Origin of the sequence: Candidatus Tisiphia endosymbiont of Piscicola geometra, from assembly GCF_964026415.1 — a bacterium.
GTDB lineage: Bacteria > Pseudomonadota > Alphaproteobacteria > Rickettsiales > Rickettsiaceae > Tisiphia.
In genome coordinates this window covers 1,131,344-1,151,387 of sequence record NZ_OZ032144.1, presented here as the reverse complement: position 1 = coordinate 1,151,387, position 20,044 = coordinate 1,131,344, and the positions used below count along the sequence as shown (strand labels likewise).

The 20,044-nt window shown below is 35.6% G+C and carries 10 protein-coding genes and 2 rRNA genes; 11 read left to right on the top strand and 1 reads right to left on the bottom strand.

Annotated elements, in window-relative coordinates; genetic code table 11:
- Positions 1–193: 193 nt before the first annotated feature.
- Positions 194–634, bottom strand: coding sequence for a hypothetical protein (locus tag AAGD26_RS05545; RefSeq protein WP_341751428.1), 441 nt, complete (start codon positions 632–634; stop codon positions 194–196).
- Positions 635–822: 188 nt separating this feature from the next.
- Here AAGD26_RS05545 and odhB point away from each other — a divergent pair, with 188 nt between their 5' ends.
- The 11 genes from odhB (at position 823) to AAGD26_RS05490 (ending at position 20,027) form a co-directional block, all read left to right on the top strand.
- Entirely contained in the window at positions 823–2,010 is a 1,188-nt protein-coding gene (gene odhB, locus AAGD26_RS05540) for a 2-oxoglutarate dehydrogenase complex dihydrolipoyllysine-residue succinyltransferase (protein WP_341751427.1), read from the top strand.
- 21 nt (positions 2,011–2,031) lie between these two features.
- Positions 2,032–6,468, top strand: a complete 4,437-nt coding sequence (locus AAGD26_RS05535) for a pentapeptide repeat-containing protein (protein WP_341751426.1) — start codon at positions 2,032–2,034, stop codon at positions 6,466–6,468.
- 199 nt (positions 6,469–6,667) lie between these two features.
- Positions 6,668–9,447, top strand: a 23S ribosomal RNA gene (locus AAGD26_RS05530).
- 153 nt (positions 9,448–9,600) lie between these two features.
- Positions 9,601–9,715: ribosomal RNA gene (gene rrf / locus AAGD26_RS05525) — 5S ribosomal RNA — on the top strand.
- 304 nt (positions 9,716–10,019) lie between these two features.
- Positions 10,020–10,592 (top strand): VUT family protein, encoded by a 573-nt coding sequence (locus AAGD26_RS05520; RefSeq protein ID WP_341751425.1) that lies wholly within the window; start codon positions 10,020–10,022, stop codon positions 10,590–10,592.
- Between the two features lie 417 nt (positions 10,593–11,009).
- Complete coding sequence (locus tag AAGD26_RS05515) at positions 11,010–11,948, top strand: DNA cytosine methyltransferase (protein ID WP_341751424.1); 939 nt, start codon at positions 11,010–11,012, stop codon at positions 11,946–11,948.
- Positions 11,949–11,950: 2 nt separating this feature from the next.
- The gene (locus AAGD26_RS05510; RefSeq protein WP_341751423.1) at positions 11,951–12,364 is read left to right on the top strand and encodes a hypothetical protein; all 414 of its coding nucleotides are present in this window, start codon (positions 11,951–11,953) and stop codon (positions 12,362–12,364) included.
- A 3-nt stretch (positions 12,365–12,367) separates the two neighbouring features.
- Complete coding sequence (locus AAGD26_RS05505; RefSeq protein ID WP_341751422.1) at positions 12,368–12,673, top strand: hypothetical protein; 306 nt, start codon at positions 12,368–12,370, stop codon at positions 12,671–12,673.
- A gap of 53 nt (positions 12,674–12,726) precedes the next feature.
- Positions 12,727–13,302, top strand: coding sequence for a dephospho-CoA kinase (gene coaE / locus AAGD26_RS05500; RefSeq protein WP_341751421.1), 576 nt, complete (start codon positions 12,727–12,729; stop codon positions 13,300–13,302).
- A complete protein-coding gene (dnaQ, locus tag AAGD26_RS05495; protein WP_341748117.1) occupies positions 13,290–13,985 on the top strand; it encodes a DNA polymerase III subunit epsilon in 696 nt (231 codons plus the stop codon). Before coaE ends, dnaQ begins: the two co-directional genes overlap by 13 nt.
- 507 nt (positions 13,986–14,492) lie before the next feature.
- Positions 14,493–20,027: an autotransporter domain-containing protein gene (locus AAGD26_RS05490; protein WP_341751420.1), complete on the top strand. Its 5,535-nt coding sequence runs from the start codon at positions 14,493–14,495 to the stop codon at positions 20,025–20,027.
- Positions 20,028–20,044: the final 17 nt, after the last annotated feature.

Sequence of the window (20,044 nt, the reverse complement as noted above, 5' to 3'; positions counted from 1 at the left end):
GTTGGGACTTTAGCTTTAGGTAAAATCTTTTCCTCCTTAGGTGGTTTGTTAATTGTTGTGTCAAAATCGCTAAATAAACTTGTCTGAGTTTGAGGATTTATTTTATTTTTAGCAGGATCACCAGTAATAACGTTTTTTATATAAGACAGGATAAATCGACCGCAATTTATATTATCAGCTATTTTCTGATGACCTAGATATGAGGGTAGAAACGGCTAAGCCATACTTTGGAATCATGATGATGAGATGTTATATTGCCAGCAGTATCTTTATTAAGTTCTAAATATGTGAAGTGTCTCCTTGTCAGAAGTCCAAAAAAATATTTGTTAGACTGACAAATAGGAATTATTGCTTTCTCCCAATTAGGATCTTGGTTTAATACTCCAAGTGTATCCTTTAATGGGGCTGCAGTTGTTGTAAGCGTATTGCCTTTTTGAGCATCATGAGATGGGGCAGTGATATAATTATTGTCTTTTTTGAGATAATAATTGATTTTATTCTCAGGATTTCCCGGATTTTCATACGTCTCTGCTGATAGTTTATATTCTTGCTTTCTAGATAAATCTTTCAAGACATTATATATCTGAGTAGGCTTATATGCCATGTATGGCTCAATTTCTTTCCGATCTTTCATTTCATTCCCTATAATATCCTTAATATATTAGTGGTAAATAAAATAATAGTATACTAAAATGACTGCAAAAAATAGATGTTTTATAGATAGATGTTTTTAACATCATTTGAGTGCTAAAACAATTTTTGTTATTAGTGCAAGATATAAATAATAGTATAATAGAATATAATTGGGAGAATAAAATAATTATGAGTATTGAAATTATAGTTCCATCTCTTGGAGAGTCTGTATCAGAAGCGGCTATTGCTAAGTGGCATAAAAAACAAGGAGATGCGGTAAAAGTGGATGAACTACTTTTAGAACTTGAGACAGAGAAAGTTACGTTGGAAGTAAATGCACTTTCCTCTGGTGTAATAAGCAAAATACTTAAGAATGAGGGCGATACAGTATATGTGGGTGAGAGCGTGGGACAAATTACCGAAGGAGAAGCTTCTAGTGTAGCTTCACCTAGTACATTAGACAAAGAGATAAAACAGCAACCTGCAAGTACCAACAAGGTTGATGTTCCGCCCTCGGTGCAAAGATTAGTGAGCGAAAATAAACTGCAATTAGCTGACATAAAAGGTACTGGTCGAGAAGGCAGAGTAACCAAGGGAGATGTACTAGAGTTCATAAATACCCCGCCTGTGAAAGAAACAGAATTACCTGTTATAGCCAATGTTGTACGTGCAAATGAAGGGATGGTTGAGCGTGTTAAAATGTCACGTCTTCGTAAAACTATAGCGGATCGTTTAAAACAATCACAAAATACTGCAGCTATTCTAACTACTTTTAATGAAATTGATATGTTGAAAGTTATTAATTTGCGTATGCAGTATCGTGAAGAGTTTGAGAAGAAACATGGCGTGAAGCTAGGATTTATGTCATTTTTTGTAAAAGCTACTATTGAAGCTCTTAAAGCAGTCCCATCGGTAAACGCCGAGATAGAAGGGGATGAGATTTTGTATAAGAATTATTATGATATTGGTGTTGCAGTAGGGACAGAGCAGGGTCTAGTAGTGCCAATAGTTAGGCAGGCTGACAAATTGAGTTTTGCTAAGGTTGAGAAAGAAATTGCTGGTTTGGGTAAAAAGGCTAGAGAAGGAAAATTATCTATGTCTGATTTATCAGGTGGAACATTTACCATTTCAAATGGCGGTGTTTATGGATCACTATTATCAACTCCGATTATTAATCCTCCTCAATCAGGTATTTTAGGTCTTCACAAGACTGAAGAAAGACCAGTAGTGGTTAATGGTAAGATAGAAATACGTCCCATGATGTACGTTGCTTTATCTTATGATCATCGTATTATTGATGGCAAAGAAGCAGTTACTTTTCTTGTAAAAATAAAGGAATTGATTGAGAATCCTGAGAAATTGTTATTAAATCTTTAATACAAAGAAGGAGTATAAGTTATGGTGAAAAATAAACCTGTTTTCTATGATCTCGCTGTTAAGATTGAAAAATTTCGTCCTACTAGCAAGGATATAAAGGATTATATTACAGCTCAGCATGCAACTTTAGCAAGTGACCCTAAGGAAAGTTTAAGCCTTAACAAATATTTAAAGGAAAAATATTTTTCAGATGATAATGTAGTAGTAGTTGCAGATTTATCCGATAGGACTTTTAGTAGATCTGGTAATGTAACAGACCTAAGCGGAGGAGATTTTACTGGTTGTATACTTAAAAATACTACTTTTACAGGATGTAATTTGGCTGATGCGGTGTTTTGTGATGTTGATTTTGACAATGCTTATTTCGAAGATACTATTCTAAAAAACATAGATTTTAGAGGGGCTGACCTTGCTAATTGTAGGTTTTCTGATGGCTATAAAGGATACTCTCAAATAGGGAAGGAACGTGATATTGAGGGGATAAAATTCAGTACCACTTCTTCTTTAGGCAGAAAATATGCTGACATAAAAAGTGACTTAGTTCGCAAAAAAGAGCAGCAAGATCTTATAAGTAGTAAACAAAAAGAATTAGAGGAGGCGGAGAAGAAGTTAAGCTTGAAAGCTCAGGCTTGGCGTATTGGAGGTTATAAAACTGGGAATTCAGAATATGATAGGCTGCAAGAAGAGCTGCAACTAATGGTTGAGCAAAAAATATTTCCTAGAGAAGATAATTCAATGCATGAAACTTTTCAAAACATTTTTGGCAGTAGCAGTTGTACTTTTGATCCAGCTTATGTACGAGGATCAACTAAAGAACAGCGGGATCAAGAAACGCAATATGTACCTTTAGCTCGGAAAGATATAGAGCAATATTTGCAGGCAAGAAAGAGTAATGAGAATTTAAGCTTAAATGATTTTGCTAAATCTAAATTAGAGAAATCACAGATAAGATCAGGAGCAAGAATTATTGCAGATTGTTCTAGTAGAGTTGATACTTCTACTAATAATGAATGGTATGATAGAGTGGATTTATCGGGCTTAGATTTCTCTGGAGCAGATTTAGGGGGTGCTGTGTTCGCAGGGTCCGTTTTATCCGGATGTAGATTTAATGGTACTAATATTAGTGAAGCGAATTTCGAGAGTGCAGAACTTGATCGAGCTAATTTTTTAGGGTCTAAAGCAGATAACGCGAATTTTTTTAATAGTAATTTAAGTCAGGCAGTCGTTGATAATAGTCAGTTTACACATGCTTTTATGGCTCGTTCTAATGGTCAGGAGGTTGTGATAAATAACTCCAACTTTGATTATGCGAATATAAAAAATGGTAAATGGGATAACGCAAAATTGACTGATTCAACATTTAATCAAGCAGATTTGCAAGGTATCTCTTTAATTTCAGCAGATTTACGAAGAATACAAATGCAGCATGCAATATTAGATAAAGCTGTTTTAACAAAGTGTCAAGTTATAGAGAGTGATTTATCTAATGCTTTGATGGAAAAGGTTGAAGCACATAAGGCAAAATTTAAAGATACTATATTGCAGAACATAGAAGCAAAAGGATTAGATTTGTCGGATGCTGAGTTAAGTGGTTTGACTAAGTTGGATGGAGCGAATTTAGAAGCGGCTATTCTAAGAAGGATTAATGCTGAAGGAGTGAATTTTATTAATGCCAATCTAAATATGGTGGAAGCACAAAAGGCGAATTTCAGAAATGCAATTTTAGAAGGAGTAGAGGTCAAATTTGCTAACTTAACAGAGGCGATTTTAGAAGGAGCGAAGGCTAAAGGAATCAATGCAAGTTATAGTATACTAAAAAAAGTTCATGCACAAAAGGCTGATTTCTCGAATAGTATAATGAGGAGTATTGACGCTCAGGAAGGGGATTTTACCGAAGTAATATTCATGAATGGTGATCTTACAAAATCAAAATTGCAGCAAGCGATATTGGAAAAAGTACAAGCAGAAAAGGTTAAGTTAGAAGGGGTTAATTTACGTGCGGCAAAGTTAGCTGAGGCTGATTTGTCTAAAGCTACGGTCGATATTGATACTGATATTGTGGACGTAAATTTGATTGGTTTACAAGGCACATTCATTCAGAATGGTCAAGAAATTATTCCGCAAAAGCTTCAAGAAGAGCAAAAACAATTGGAGCAAGTAAAAAAAGCGGAGCAATTAGAATTAACACTAGAGAATTTACCTCACATCGCTGTAGGTTTATTAAAAGAGACAGGGACATTTCTTCTTGATATTGCTACTATAGTACCTTCAGCTATTAGGAATCCGCTGGATACAAAGAAGCTATTATATGATGAGCTATATGCTGATTTCCTAAAATTTCAAGAAGTGAGTGGAAAATTATTAAGTGATAAGTTGCTAATTGAAGAAAGGCAAAAATTACAAAAAGAACAAGTAGAACATGTATCTAATCTAATCAAGGGAGCTGGTGCAGTGGCTGATATATATATTCCTGCTCTGAATGAAGCACGATCTGATCTATTGAAAGATCAGATCGCTCAGCGTGTTTTGTTGCCAGTTTTAGAAGCTGTGTTAAATCCCGCTCCAATGATTTCACCTACAGAAGCTAGTAGAGTTAATCCTGATATATTTGATGGAGTAGATAAAAATTTTATTAGAAGGATAGTGCCGTTGGTGCTAAAATTAGGAGGTGGCGTATTAGAAGGAGAATCAAATAAAAAAGTACAAGAAATTTATAAAAATCTAATAATTTCTAACGAGAATTCAGGGCGTGATATCATTGAAAATGCTTTAGAAATCTTTACCAGCCCTAAAGTAGCAGAAGTAGTCAAAAAAGATTTAGTTGAGTTTTTACGTGATTCAGCTAATCAAAAAGAAATTACCAAAATTGCTGAGAATGTTCTAGACGATAAATTTACTAGATTTGTGTCAAAAGAATTTTTTAGGGATACTGTATCACTAGCAACTAATGCAAGTAGCACGATATTAGAGCATACTCCTGAAATGGTTGCGATTTATGAGTTCTATATGAAACATCAAGATATTGGCTTGGAATTATTGGCTGATAACAATTTATCTTCGACTCGAATAGAAGAAATAGTGGAAACACAAAAAGCCATGATATTGTCTATTTTAGATAATACTAGTAAGGTTGTTCAAGATCTAGCTCCTGCCTTAAAATCGACTCTACCACAATATTTTGCTGATAATAAAAAGAATATTTTAGAATTTTTGGATAAAACAGAAGTGCAGCAAAATATAAGATCTCTTGGTCTGAATCCTAAATTTGTACGTGATGCAACAGCAGCAACTATTCCATTTATTGTTGATGTTTTACCGATAATAGCAGAACTTACTGAAAGTTGTTTAGCAGACAAAGAGGGGTTAGAGCGAATCATTGAGCAAACTAAAGAGGTTATGAACGTACCTGAATCCAAACAAGCAGAAAAAGTTGGTAAATTAGTAAACTCTCTTATTAAGTTTAATAAGGATAATCCTAAGGTTAAAGAAGTTTTACAAGAAAAAATACCTGAGCTTTTAATAAAACATGCTAAAGACCTTGGCTCTGTGGTTGAGAAATTTTTAAATGAAACCGAGATGGGTAAAAAGCTAAAACTAAAAGGTGAAGCAATTGTTAAAGCACTAGGGGATCATGCTAAGGAAGTAGGAACAATAACGGCTTCATATAAGAAGGGAGAATATAGTGCAATGGTTCGTCCATTGATTAATTTGTTATCTGATACAAAAGTTCTAAGTTTAGCTGTAGAAGCTACTGTTAACCTTTGGAAGTATAATTTTCAAAAACATTTTGTGTCTAATTCAACACGTGAAAAAGTAATTGGTGAAAAAATGAACCAAATTATGGAAGATGTTTTGTCCAATCCTCTTGTGATAGCTAAGTCAGACAAGAAAATAGATTTATCTTCTATCTTTCAGGAGCAGGCTGAGGAATATAGTCGAAATAATTCATCTGAGTATTCACCGATACTTTATTATTCCTTAAATAATAAAGATTTGAGAGGATTATCTTTTGAAAAAGTAGATATGAAATTAGATAATTTTGAAATTAAAGGGTTTAATTTTAATGAAGTGACGTTAGGAAAATGTTCTCTGAAAAATGCTGAGTTGAAAGAATGCTCTTTTAAGAGAGTTACTTTTAAAGAACATATAGACTTTGAAGGAGCTACCATTGATGGTAATACTTTAACTACACTTCTTCCGGAAATTAAAAAATATAATAAAAAACATCCGGAAAAAACAATGAATTTAGATAATATAAGAGTTGTTGGGAATATAAGCGAAGAAGTTAAATCAAATCCTTTGCTAAAAAATGTAGATTTGAATAAAGCTACTGTAAAAAAAATAGAAGTTATTCCACCAGTACCTAAAGCAAGTCAAACAATATCATCAAATGAACATAGAGAGAGATATGATAGAAATGCTAACAAAGAAAGACAAACAAATCTGTTAATCAGATAAAATAATGTTTGACATTGTTCTGAATAATCGGTATAAAACTTCACACAGGGCAAAAATCCTGTAGCTGTTTGAAAAGTTGATAAAACTGAAAACTAAATACACACTGCGATAATAAAAATTTATGATCGTGAGTGGATACTGTATAAGTAGCAGAATTAGTTCTGTACACATCGTACAATCTCAAGCTTTAAAAGAATCAAAGTAAATAAAATAAGAGCATTTGGTGGATGCCTTGGCACTAGAAGGCGATGAAGGACGTAATACGCTGCGATAAGCTTCGGGGAGCTGCGAATAAGCTTTGATCCGAAGATTTCCGAATGGGGAAACCCACCTGCTTAGCAGGTATCGTATAGTGAATACATAGCTATGCGAAGCAAACCCAGTGAACTGAAATATCTCAATAGCTGGAGGAAAGGACATCAACCGAGACTCCGTTAGTAGTGACGAGCGAACGCGGACCAGGCCAGTGGCTTCAGAATAAAAACTAGAACAACATGGAAAGGTTGGCCATAGAGGGTGATAGCCCCTTATAGGTAAAAAGTTTTGGAGTCCTTGAGTAAGGCGGGACACGTGAAATCCTGTTTGAACATAGGGGGACCACCCTCTAAGCCTAAGTACTCTCTAGTGACCGATAGTGAACAAGTACCGTGAGGGAAAGGTGAAAAGAACCCCGATAAGGGGAGTGAAATAGACCTGAAACCGAATGCTTACAAGCAGTCGGAGCAGACATTGAGTTTTAAAGCTCGTTTATATGTTCTGTGACGGCGTACCTTTTGTATAATGGGTCAGCGACTTAGTTTATCTAGCAAGCTTAAGCCGTTAGGTGTAGGCGTAGCGAAAGCGAGTCTGAATAGGGCGACTTTAGTTAGATGAATTAGACCCGAAACCGAGTGATCTAGCCATGGCCAGGTTGAAGGTGGAGTAATATCCGCTGAAGGACCGAACCCACTACTGTTGAAAAAGTAGGGGATGAGTTGTGGCTAGGGGTGAAAGGCCAATCAAACTCGGATATAGCTGGTTCTCCGCGAAATCTATTTAGGTAGAGCGTTATAGCGATTACCGTCGAAGGTAGAGCACTGGATGAGCTAGGGGGTCCTACAGACTTACCAAACTCAACCAAACTCCGAATGTCGACGAGTACAGCATAGCAGACAGACTGTGGGTGCTAAGGTCCATAGTCGAGAGGGAAAAAGCCCAGACCGCCATCTAAGGTCCCTAAATCATGACTAAGTGTTAAAGGATGTGGGAAAACCAAAACAACTAGGATGTTGGCTTAGAAGCAGCCATCATTTAAAGAAAGCGTAATAGCTCACTAGTCTAAATAAGTTTTCCTGCGCCAACAATGTAACGGGGCTCAAGTCATGTACCGAAGATGCGGATTTGCACTTTAATAGTGCAGATGGTAGCGGAGCGTTCCGTAAGCCTGTGAAGGTGAACTGTGAAGTTTGCTGGAGGTATCGGAAGTGAGAATGCTGACATAAGTAGCGATAAAGAATGTGAGAAACATTCTCGCCGAAAGTCCAAGGGTTCCTGCGTAAAGTTAATCTGCGCAGGTTTAGTCGGCCCCTAAGGTGAGGCTGAAAGGCGTAATCGATGGGAATCAGGTTAATATTCCTGAACCGAAAGGGTGTGACGAAGATAGTAAATTGTATATGCTTATTGGATTGTTATATGCAGTGAATATCTTCCAGGAAATAACACCCTTATTGAAGACCGTACCCTAAACCGACACAGGTGGACAGGTAGAGTATACCTAGGCGCTTGAGAGAACGATGCTGAAGGAACTAGGCAAATTGCATCTGTAACTTCGGGAGAAGGATGACCTATATATGGGCAACCATTTATAGGTGACACAAGCCAGGGGGTAGCGACTGTTTATTAAAAACACAGGGCTCTGCAAAGTCAATAGACGAAGTATAGGGTCTGACGCCTGCCCAGTGCTGGAAGATTAAGAGGAGGGGTGCAAGCTCTGAATTGAAGTCCCAGTGAACGGCGGCCGTAACTATGACGGTCCTAAGGTAGCGAAATTCCTTGTCGGGTAAGTTCCGACCCGCACGAATGGCGTAACGATTTCCCCGCTGTCTCCAGTATCGACTCAGCGAAATTGAATTCTCCGTGAAGATGCGGAGTTCCCGCGGTTAGACGGAAAGACCCCGTGAACCTTTACTATAGCTTTGCACTGGTATTAGGAATTAGATGTGCAGGATAGGTGGGAGACTATGAAGCGGTGGCGCAAGCCACTGTGGAGTCATCCTTGAGATACCACCCTTTTGATTCTTGATATCTAACCGCGATCCTTGAATCAGGGTCCGAGACAATGCATGGTGGGTAGTTTGACTGGGGCGGTCGCCTCCCAAAGAGTAACGGAGGCGCGCGATGGTTAGCTCAGGTTGGTCGGAAATCAACTGTTAGAGTGCAATGGCATAAGCTAGCCTGACTGCGAGTCTGACAAGACGAGCAGAGACGAAAGTCGGTCATAGTGATCCGGTGGTCCCGAGTGGAAGGGCCATCGCTCAACGAATAAAAGGTACTCCGGGGATAACAGGCTGATGATTTCCAAGCGTCCATAGCGACGAAATCGTTTGGCACCTCGATGTCGGCTCATCACATCCTGGGGCTGGAGAAGGTCCCAAGGGTTCGGCTGTTCGCCGATTAAAGTGGTACGTGAGCTGGGTTTAGAACGTCGTGAGACAGTTTGGTCCCTATCTGCCGTGGGTGTAGGAAGTTTGAGAGGATCTGCCTTTAGTACGAGAGGACCGAGGTGGACGTACCTTTGGTGGACCAGTTGTCGCGCCAGCGGCATAGCTGGGTAGCTAAGTACGGAAGGGATAACCGCTGAATGCATCTAAGCGGGAAACCCACCTCAAAACTAGACTTCCCTATCAGAGCCGTGGAAGACCACCACGTTGATAGGCTAGGTGTGGAAGCACGGTAACGTGTGTAGCTAACTAGTACTAATAGCTCGATTGTTTTACTTTGCTGAGGTTGTACTTGTGTACAGCATTAATTCTGCAAGAAACATAAAAAGGTTTTCAGTTTTATCAACAACTCAAATTTTAGACCTCTTTTGAAATTATGGTTCTATGAATAAATGTCTAAAGAAGTCTATATATAAAAAATTTGTATTGCTAGCTTGGTGGTTATAGCACGAGTGAAACACCCGATCCCATACCGAACTCGAACGTGAAACCTCGTAGTGCTGATGGTACTATGCCCTGAGGCATGGGAGAGTAAGTCGCTGCCAAGCTTGCAATGCAAGTTTTTTGTGAAGGTCATGTACACTCAAATGATCCTACGAATTGCATTTGAAAATGAGGGGTAAACTAAAGTAATACGTGAGTTCCTGATGTTTTTAAAAAACAATTCTTAAAAGCGTAAGAGTATACAAATTGTCATTAGACATTTGTTGTTTTGTGTTCCAATTCCCCAAATCATTTAAATACCCTTGCAAGCAAGTCTTTTAAAAAGTAAGTTTTAAAAAATCAACTAAATTATCTACTAACAATAATCCATATTATTTGATAAAATTAGAACAAAAAGAAGGAGGTAATATGAACAATATTAACACTAAGTTTTACATGCTACTAGTAATACTACTTGGTATATTCACTTATTCATTAAATCTTTTTAATAAAATATCTCAGTGTTCTTTAGTATTTGTGTTTTTAGCTATAACTGCAAATATCATATCTGAACTATATGGTAGGAAAAAAGCTTGGATTGCTTTAACGTTGAGTATAATAGTAAGCTTTTGTTTGTTATGGGACTTCAATTATTATATTCATGGTCGTGTTATTAATGGAATTATACTTGTATCTTTTGTATCTATATTGTTATCAACATATTGTAGTACAAGTATATTTGTACAACTCAAGTCAACATGTTCTTTGAATACAAGAAATTTTGCTGGTTTAATGATGGGTGCGGTTGTAGATTGCATTGTGATGTCAGGATTTTTTGTAAATATATTCTCTACAAGTAGAGTTTTGTCGATGTTTTTAAAAGAAGTATTATTTAAATGTGCATATTCATTAACAGTTTATATATGTATATTTTTGGGGTCATTTTTAGTCCAAAAAGTATATTGCAATAATAGGACTACCCGTGAACTGAAGAATTTTTGAGTAAAAAATACAGCTGAGTACCGCAAGAATCTTGGATAATGACGATGCAATTCTTGATTTTCTATTCTAGAGTATATATACTCAAATGATATTAAAGGGTGTTGGCAAAGTAGTAATAAAGTAAAATTATCGTCATATTTTGAGAATATATTATATAATTTTACTTTTTTTGTTGGCAATTTAACTAAAGAATTACTTAAAAATTTGCTTTATATAGCATTTATATGCCTTTGCCAACATTCTATATACCTAACCCAAGGAACTCTTAGCTAAAAGCGATATCATTTCCACTTTTGCAGGAATGGCATCGATAGTAGTTAAGATTATATTTATACCAACTATTGGTACAATTCTTAAATTGCCCTGATCAAATCTAATGGAATTAACTATATCATAACTTATTTAAACAGGAATAATGTGTATAAATTTATAGACTTGTTTTGCGGTATTGGTGGATTTAGGATTGCTTTAGAAGGAAAAGGAATGGAGTGTGTTTTTTCTTCAGATATAGATAAGGATATTCAAGAAACTTATGTAAAAAATTTCGGAGAAAGACCTTATGGCGATTTAAATGAAATCTCAGAAAAAAAAATACCAAAACACGATATTCTATGTGCAGGTTTTCCTTGTCAACCCTTTAGTATTTCTGGTAAGCAATTGGGATTAAAAGGCAGTAACGGAAGATTATTTTATGAAATAATTAGAATCGCCCAATATCATAAACCATATGTTTTATTGCTTGAGAACGTCAAAAATATAATTAATATTGATAATGGATCGGTAATTAAAACAATAGATATAAAATTGGATGAAATTGGTTATAAAGTTTATAGGCATATTCTAAATTCTTCTTTTTTTGGTATACCTCAATCAAGAGAAAGGGTTTATTTTGTTTGTTTACGTAAAGATTACGATAATGATCTAAAATTTAAATATTTACCGCCAAAAGAAACTTTTGCAAAAGTTTATTTGGATGATATTTTAGAAGAAAAAGTTGATGATAGTTTATATATTAAAAGAGATGACATAGTAATAGATGGCAATAAAGAAATTGAAAGAAATTTAAGACCTCTAAGAATTGGTTATGTTAATAAAGGCGGTCAAGGAGAAAGAATCTATAGCCCCTTGGGACATGCAATAACTCTTTCTGCTTTTGGTGGAGGAGTGGGTGCAAGAACTGGCTTATATTTAATTAATAATAGAATTAGACGATTATCAGTTAATGAATGTAAAAACTTAATGGGATTTCCAAAAAATCACCATGTTATAGAAGGGATAAAAGGTTATCAACAGCTTGGCAATGCTGTTATACCAAAGATGATCAGTAATATTTATGATTCAATTGGAATATCATAATTATGAATAGAAATGCTTATATAGGAAAAAATGTTGAGGTTCTGTTTAAAAATAGCATAGGAGATCATCAAAAAATCATACAAAAAATTCAAGAAAACTTTAAAATACAAGGAAACTTCATAACTGCGATTTGTAGTGGAGTACATAATGAAAAAGTAGATGTAAAAATGGAATTTTCTTGTGGGAGAAATATTGATGCCAATATAAAGGCTTTTAAGACTGGTTTAAATCAACTAACAAGAACCACACCTGAAAAGTTCTGCGAAAAATTTAATTTGGATTGCTTAACGTGGTTGCAAAATCTACTTGTTGAAAAAGCCAAAAGAGGAGCTACAAAATATGATTTTTTTCCAAAAAGTGAAAAAGAGAAAGCAGTATTAATATTTAAACCTATTGTAAAAGATATAGTGGAATGATCTATGTCTTATAAAAAATCTCGAGAAATACTAGTACTATACGATAGACAAGAAAGTATGATGCATATTTATTCAATGAAAAATATTTTAAAACATTTAAAATATGACATATCTTTTACATCTAAAGGTGGTAATTTGCTTATTGGTAATTTGATAACTTTTAAAAGAAAAGGGGGAAATGGTAAGTTATGTTCGCATAAAATAAAAACCGACCCAACTCACCCAGGTAATAACATTCAATTGCAACTGAGAATGTATGAATTTATAAAAGAAATGAAGAATTATGAGTTAGGTAATTACGTTATCTAAATTTAAATCCCTTAAAGTGAAAATTACTTAGAAAAAATAAAATATTTATTAGAATGATCGCGGTAGGAATCAGCGGTAGTTATGCTTCAGGGAAAACTTTTGTCTTAAATTATTTAGCTAATCTAGGATTTACAACTTTTTCTGCTGACGAATATGTTAAGAACCTATACGAAGAGTCAGAAATACAAAATATGGTTCTTAACTTACTACCTGATCTAAAAAGCTTTGATAAAAGAAAAATTGCAGAGCTAATCTATGCTAATGATTCAGCAAGAAACAAACTGCAAAATTTTATTCATCCATTTGTAGTGGAAAGTTTGTTTCTTTTTAAACAGCAAAATAGTAAATCAGAGATTACATTTGCTGAGATACCATTACTTTTTGAAGCTGGATTTGATCAATATTTTGATTTTTATGTTACAACATTCTGCTCAGAAGAATCTAGATTAAAACGTGCAATGTCTAGAGAGGCTTTTAATTTAACAGCTTATAATAAAATAGCACAAATTCAATTGCCACAACAGATTAAAATAGAAAAAGCAGATTTTGTTATTAATACTGATGTTAATCTAGTAGATTTAGATAAACAAATAACTCAACTAATAGAAAAATTAAAATGCAGCAATTAAGAGAAGTAATTTTAGATACGGAGACAACTGGTTTAGACCCCAAAAATGGTCACCGAATTGTTGAGATTGGTGCTATTGAGATGGTTAATAAAGTTTTAACCGGCAAACATTTTCATTTTTATATTAATCCAAAGCGAGATATGCCGACGGAAGCTTATCGAATACATGGCATATCGGGAGAATTTTTAAAAGACAAACCACCTTTTGAAGAAATTGTTGACGAGTTCTTAGGGTTTATTAGCAATAGCAGACTTATTATACATAATGCAGCATTCGATATTAAATTTATTAATTATGAGTTATCTCTGCTCAAAAGACCTTCTACAGAGTATTTAGAACTTTCCAATATTATCGATACTCTTGCTTTAGCTCGGAAGATGTTTCCTGGAATGAAAGCTAATCTTGACGCATTATGTAAAAGATATAAAATTGACAATTCCTCACGTAAGTTGCATGGGGCACTTAAAGATGCGGCATTACTGGCAGAAGTTTATGTTGAACTTACTGGAGGTAGGCAGATAAGTTTCAATATTAATAGCCAAAAGGCACAAAATATAGACGAGTTAGTGGTTCAAACTACTATGGCAAATAAAAAGAATACTATAGTTATCAAACCAACTAAGGAAGAGTTACAAAAACATAAAGAGTTTTTGTCAAAAATTCTTTCTCCAATTTGGTTGTAGAACCAGTGTGCGAAAGTGAGAATGACATATATACTCTTCCGCTTTGAAGAATTGGTTTCGCAAAACTGCGTGGTACTCACGTTTTATCTTCGAGACAGAAAAGTGCTTGAAACGTCTAAAAAATCAGGCTCGTAGTGCTTTTGGCATACTAAAAATTAGTCAACATAAGGCTTCTTATTTGTGCTACAATTTGTTAGATATAAGGCTTTATGGTAATTTTCAAATATAATCAACTAGTATAATAGTTAAACGAAAGAGTTTTTTTGTGCTTGCCCTTTTGCAACTTTAGTGTAAAATCAACAGAAAAGTTCTTGTGCAGAGTCACAGAATGTGCTAAATATCTTATAAGATTGGTGAAGTTTGAACCAAAGATACTCTGCCCATTCGGGATGATACTTAAGTATTAACCTCAGTTTGATGTCAATTCCTTGCGTAGGTAGGGGATATAAAAAAATGACCAAGATCAGGTTGAGTTAAGTTAATTTTTTTTAATTATAGAATGGTAAAATGATGGCAAAAAAACAAAAATCCTTTAAATATTTACTGGCTAGTAGTGCAATCGCCTCAGTTGTAGCTAGCCTAGGCAGTAGTAACGCATTGGCGGCTGGTGTGGATCGTGGTGCTGTAATTATAAACAATGCAACTTTGGGGGATGGTGCTGCTAATCTGAATTGGAATGGAATTGATAACGGCGGTAATCCTCTAGATCCCGTAGTATCATATAATGTGGTTGATGTGTGGAATGATCTAGTAAATCCAAAATTAGCAATTACCTATGGTGCTGCTAATCATACACTTAATGCTAACCACGCAGGTGCTACTATTAAAGCTATCAACCTAGCTAATCATCAGCCCGGCGATCTTACAGTTAATCAAAATCTATCAATCGGTTCTATAGTGCCTGATGCTCATGGTGTTGGTGTAGATGGTAGGTTACCTATAAAGATAGAAGCTGATCACACCTTAACTTTAACTGGTACTCCAGCTGCTGCGGTTGATCATGGCTTCAATGCAGTAGCCAATACCTACACTGGCTTGGGTACTGTAACGCTTGGTGGTGCAGGCTCAACTCTTGTAGTTCGTTCTGATGATAATGGGGATATAGCTGTCGGCAATGTCTCGGCTGGTGTACATAAGCAGGGCGTATTAACCTTCGCAACAAATGGTACAGTTGAGCAGATTGGTGCGAATGATCATAGATTACTAACAGTGAATATAGGTGATGTAGTAGTAAGACAAGGGGGTGCTGCAATAGTTACATTAAATGGTAATGTTTATGCTGATAATATTAACTTTACCCGTGCAGGTACTGTACTTAAGGTGGGTAATACTAAGATAATCAATGGTAATATAGTTGCTCGAAATAACAGGAGAACATTAACCTTCCTAGGAGATGGTACGGTAATTGGGAATATTGGTACTAATAATAAGAGATTTGACCGAATTGATATTAATGGTGCTACTACATTAGGTGGTAGTGTTTATACTGATGATCTGCACTTTGGTAATGCTGCTGGTCATACTGTAACAATTGGTGGTCATTTTAAAGGAAAAGTTACTTTTGATGATGCTAATGATGGGATACTGACATTTAACGGTGCTGGTGGACCTTATGATTTCGACTCAGAAATAGAGCATGGTGATCATGGTACTTTAAATGTTCAAACGGCTAACCTCAAAGCCACACATCAAGACATTGGAAAGATTAAAACCATAAATATAGGTACGGCTGCAGTAAATGGGTCTCTAGTAATAGATGCTGCATTAGGTGATGTTAACCTTCTTGGTGCTGCTAATCAAACTATTAATTTTGACCATGTAGATTCCAAGTTAATATTACAGAATACTGCTAATGATAATAAAACTATAACTTTCAAAGCTAATTTAGATCCAGATACTCTAGCTCCAGCTGCATCTACCAAAGGTATAATTGAAATCCAATCTGTTATTGTTGCCAAAACATTAACCATTGATGGAGCTGCCCTCTCTTTAGGTACTGCTAATCATAAGCTCAAAAAGGTGATTTTTTCCGGTGATGGTAACATTGATATTGTACCTACCATTAATGCTCAAAATATAGAATTAAATGTAGCTGAGCTGACTTCGGGTGGCGTTGTTAATGGTAACATTTTGTTTAATAAAGCTACTGTATTTAATGCTAACAATAATATTACTGGTAATGTGGATTTCAACGGTCAGGCAGGTACAATTAATCTAGTAGCTGATAAGACAATCGATGGTAATATTATTGCGGGTGGAGTCGCGGGTGGAGCTGGTGTAGGCACATTAAATTTCGCAGGAATTGGTACGGTAACTAAGGATATCGGTGCTAATAATAAGAGACTTGCCCGAATTGATATTAATGGTGCTACTACATTAGGTGGTAGTGTTTATACTGATGATCTGCACTTTGGTAATGCTGCTGGTCATACTGTAACAATTGGTGGTCATTTTAAAGGAAAAGTTACTTTTGATGATGCTAATGATGGGATACTGACATTTAACGGTGCTGGTGGACCTTATGATTTCGACTCAGAAATAGAGCATGGTGATCATGGTACTTTAAATGTTCAAACGGCTAACCTCAAAGCCACACATCAAGACATTGGAAAGATTAAAACCATAAATATAGGTACGGCTGCAGTAAATGGGTCTCTAGTAATAGATGCTGCATTAGGTGATGTTAACCTTCTTGGTGCTGCTAATCAAACTATTAATTTTGACCATGCAGATGCTCAGTTAACCTTAAAGAATAGTGCTGCTGCAGATAAAACAATAACTTTGGTAAATAATTTAAATCCTGGTGCTGGTGCTGATGGTAAGGGTATAGTTGAGCTTCATTCTGTTGAGGATGGAAGAACATTGACGATTGCTGGGGCAGGTAAACATTTAGGTACTGCTGTTAATAAATTAAAAGAGGTAATTTTTTCAGGTAGAGGTAAATTTGACACTCGGGCGATTATCATTCATAGCAAAAATATAGAATTAAATGTAAATGAACTAACATTGGGTGATGTTAATAGCAATATTTTATTTGCTAAGAATACTGCACTTACCGTTGGTGATATTACAGGTAATGTAGATTTCCAAAATCATGATGGTACAGTTAAGTTGGAAGCTGGTAAGAGAATCACTGGTAGTGTAACTAGTACTGGTACTGGTGATGCTAAGGGAACATTAGAATTCCGAGGAATTGGTGCAGTAACAAATCCTATTACTAACTTAAAGATGTTAAGAGCTGGGGCAGGTAATGTAAGATTAGTAGGTGGCAATCATACTATTACTGAAATTCAAGGTAATGGTGTTGGTAATTTAACTTTTGCTAATAACTTTAATTTAACAGGTTCTATTAACTCAACAGGAGGAAATGCAGTTGGTTTAATATTCGAAGGCAACAATAGAGTTGCTGGTGTAGTTGGAACGGCAACAAGTCCTGTTGGTACTATACAAGTCCAAGGTACTACCATCTTTGGCGACAAAGTTCAAACTGCTAATGATAAGGACATCATAATATCTGCTGGAGCAACTGCTGAGTTTGCTAACAGCGTGACAACTCGTAATATTAAGGGACATGCAGCTGGTCAAGGTACAGTTCAATTTAGTAATGCTGAAACTATAGCCGTTAATAGTGCAATAGGTGCTACTAATGCAGTAGATACTTTAGACATAGCGGGAGCAGATGTAAAGGTTACCCAAGCAGTTTCGGCGAATAATATTAACTTCTCTAATGCTAGTAAAGAGGCAACTTTAACGTTAGAAAGGACAAGTACTGTAGGTGGTATTAGGACTAATGGTAATAATGTTCATACTCTTGCATTAGCTGCAGATTTTACCACTGGAATACAAGATATTGGGTTAGAGAAGAACAGGTTAAAATCTATTAAATTACTGGGTGATCATAAAATTACTATTAATAGTGGTGTCTATTACGATGTATCAACTGAAACTAATAATACTGGTAAAGTAATTTTCAACTCGGATAGAAGCTTTGCTTATAATTTAGGAACAAATGATTTAAAATTGTCTGATGTAATCTTTGATAAGAATGCTACGGTAAGAGGTGATGTTTATTCTAAGCAAATAACCATTGCTAGTGATAAGACTGCAACTTTTGCTGGTACTATAAACAGAACTATATCTGTGCCAAACTCCACTGTAGATGGAGCTAGCATATCAAGATCATTGAAAAGTTTTGCCTATAGTACACAAATTGGTTCGGATGAAATAAAAAATGAAGGTATTGCAAAATTTGATAAGGCAGTACTGGTTGATGCCAAAATTACTGGTGGTGAGGTAACGTTTACCGATAATGTTTGGTTTAAACAAACTGCTAATGGGAAAAAAGTAAATTTTGCTGCAGATAAGTTTGTAATATTAGAACAAAATATTAACTTTGCTAATATTAAAGCAGATAAAGCTAAGATAATTATATTACCTAAAACAGCCTCTATAACTGGTAATTTAGCAGCTAAAGGTTTAACCGTAGATATTGCAGCTAATCAATTAAAATATACTGGTCAGGCACAGCTGACAGGAGATGTAGAATTAGTTACTGCCTACGACCCATCAAGTGCAGCAGGCGGTAATATAGAGGTTCAGAAAGGTAGTAAATTGGATTTATCGAAAGCAGACCAGCTGACTATAAAAGTGAATGCTCAGACTGATATTAACAAAATTCCTGAGGGTGGTGCTAAGTATGTTGTGATTTCATCAGTTGATGGTCAGGGTCTTGTTGCAATTGATAACAGTAAAATTAAGCTTGACCCAACTGGTGAACAAAACCGTTTTGTACAGTGGTCCATGGATTCTAGTGATCTAAAACTATATATAACTGACATTTCTAAGCAAGTTATAGATAAAGACATTGCTGGTAAATCCCTATCACAGGAAGAACGGAAATTTTATACACTGTTGAATAATGTAACAGATCGTAATAGTTCTGCTGGTAAGTTCAGGAACAATATAGGTTTGATGGATAGAGAGCATACCCTTCAAGCGATGGATAGAATATTGCCTGGTAATGAAAATCCAATAGGAGAGAGCCTTGCAAGAAATCCAACATCTGAAATAATTAGAGGATTGATGGCTCAAGCTGATACCCAAATTACTGCAACAAGGATGGGAAATTCAGTACCTATGAAAAATGCTGCATCAGCTGTAGGCTCTGGTGATGATGATACGCTAAGGTATGGAGTATGGGGTAGTCCATTCTATGGTACTGCTTGCCAAGAAACGTATAAAGGGGTTAGTGGTTATAAAGAGAAATCAGCTGGTGGAATAGTTGGATTTGATGGTTTAGTAAATGATAATCTGCTACTTGGTGCAGCTTATAGCCGAATTAACACACAAATGTCTCATCAGGATAAGAAATTTGGTGATAAAACTAATGGTAAGACTAATATCTTCTCCTTATATAGTTTGTATAATCTTACCAATAATTGGTTTACTGAAGCTATAGCATCATATGGTATAACTAGGGTTAGGAACTCAGAAGGACGCCTAATTGCAACGAATGTAAAAAGAAATGTTACTGCTCTAGAGACTGCTGCTGCTAAGTATAAATCTATCTCTTATAGTGGTCAATTACTTACAGGGTATAATTATATAGCTTCTGAAAAGTTAATGATTACCCCAACAATTGGGTTCAGATATTCGCAATTTAAGGATGCTGGCTATACGGAAACTGGTACAAAATTCCAAAACTTAGTTGTTAAGAAAAGGTCGTACAATAAATTTGAAGGTATTTTGGGGTTAAGAACTGCGGCAACCCTGAAGGCTAACAAAGTACTGTTAATACCAGAATTGCATGGTTACGTTAATCATGACTTCAAAGGAAAAGCACCAATTATTGATGCAAGGTTAGATGGGATAAATGAACCATTACCGACTAAATCAGTTAAACCTGTTAAGACCTTCTTCACTGTTGGTACTGGTTTCACTGCGAAATATAATATGATGGAATGTGGTATTATCTATAATGTTAACATTGCCAGCAAATATATTGGTCACCAAGGTAGTTTGAAGGTTAAAGTGAATTTTTAAGTAGCTTATCCTCAATT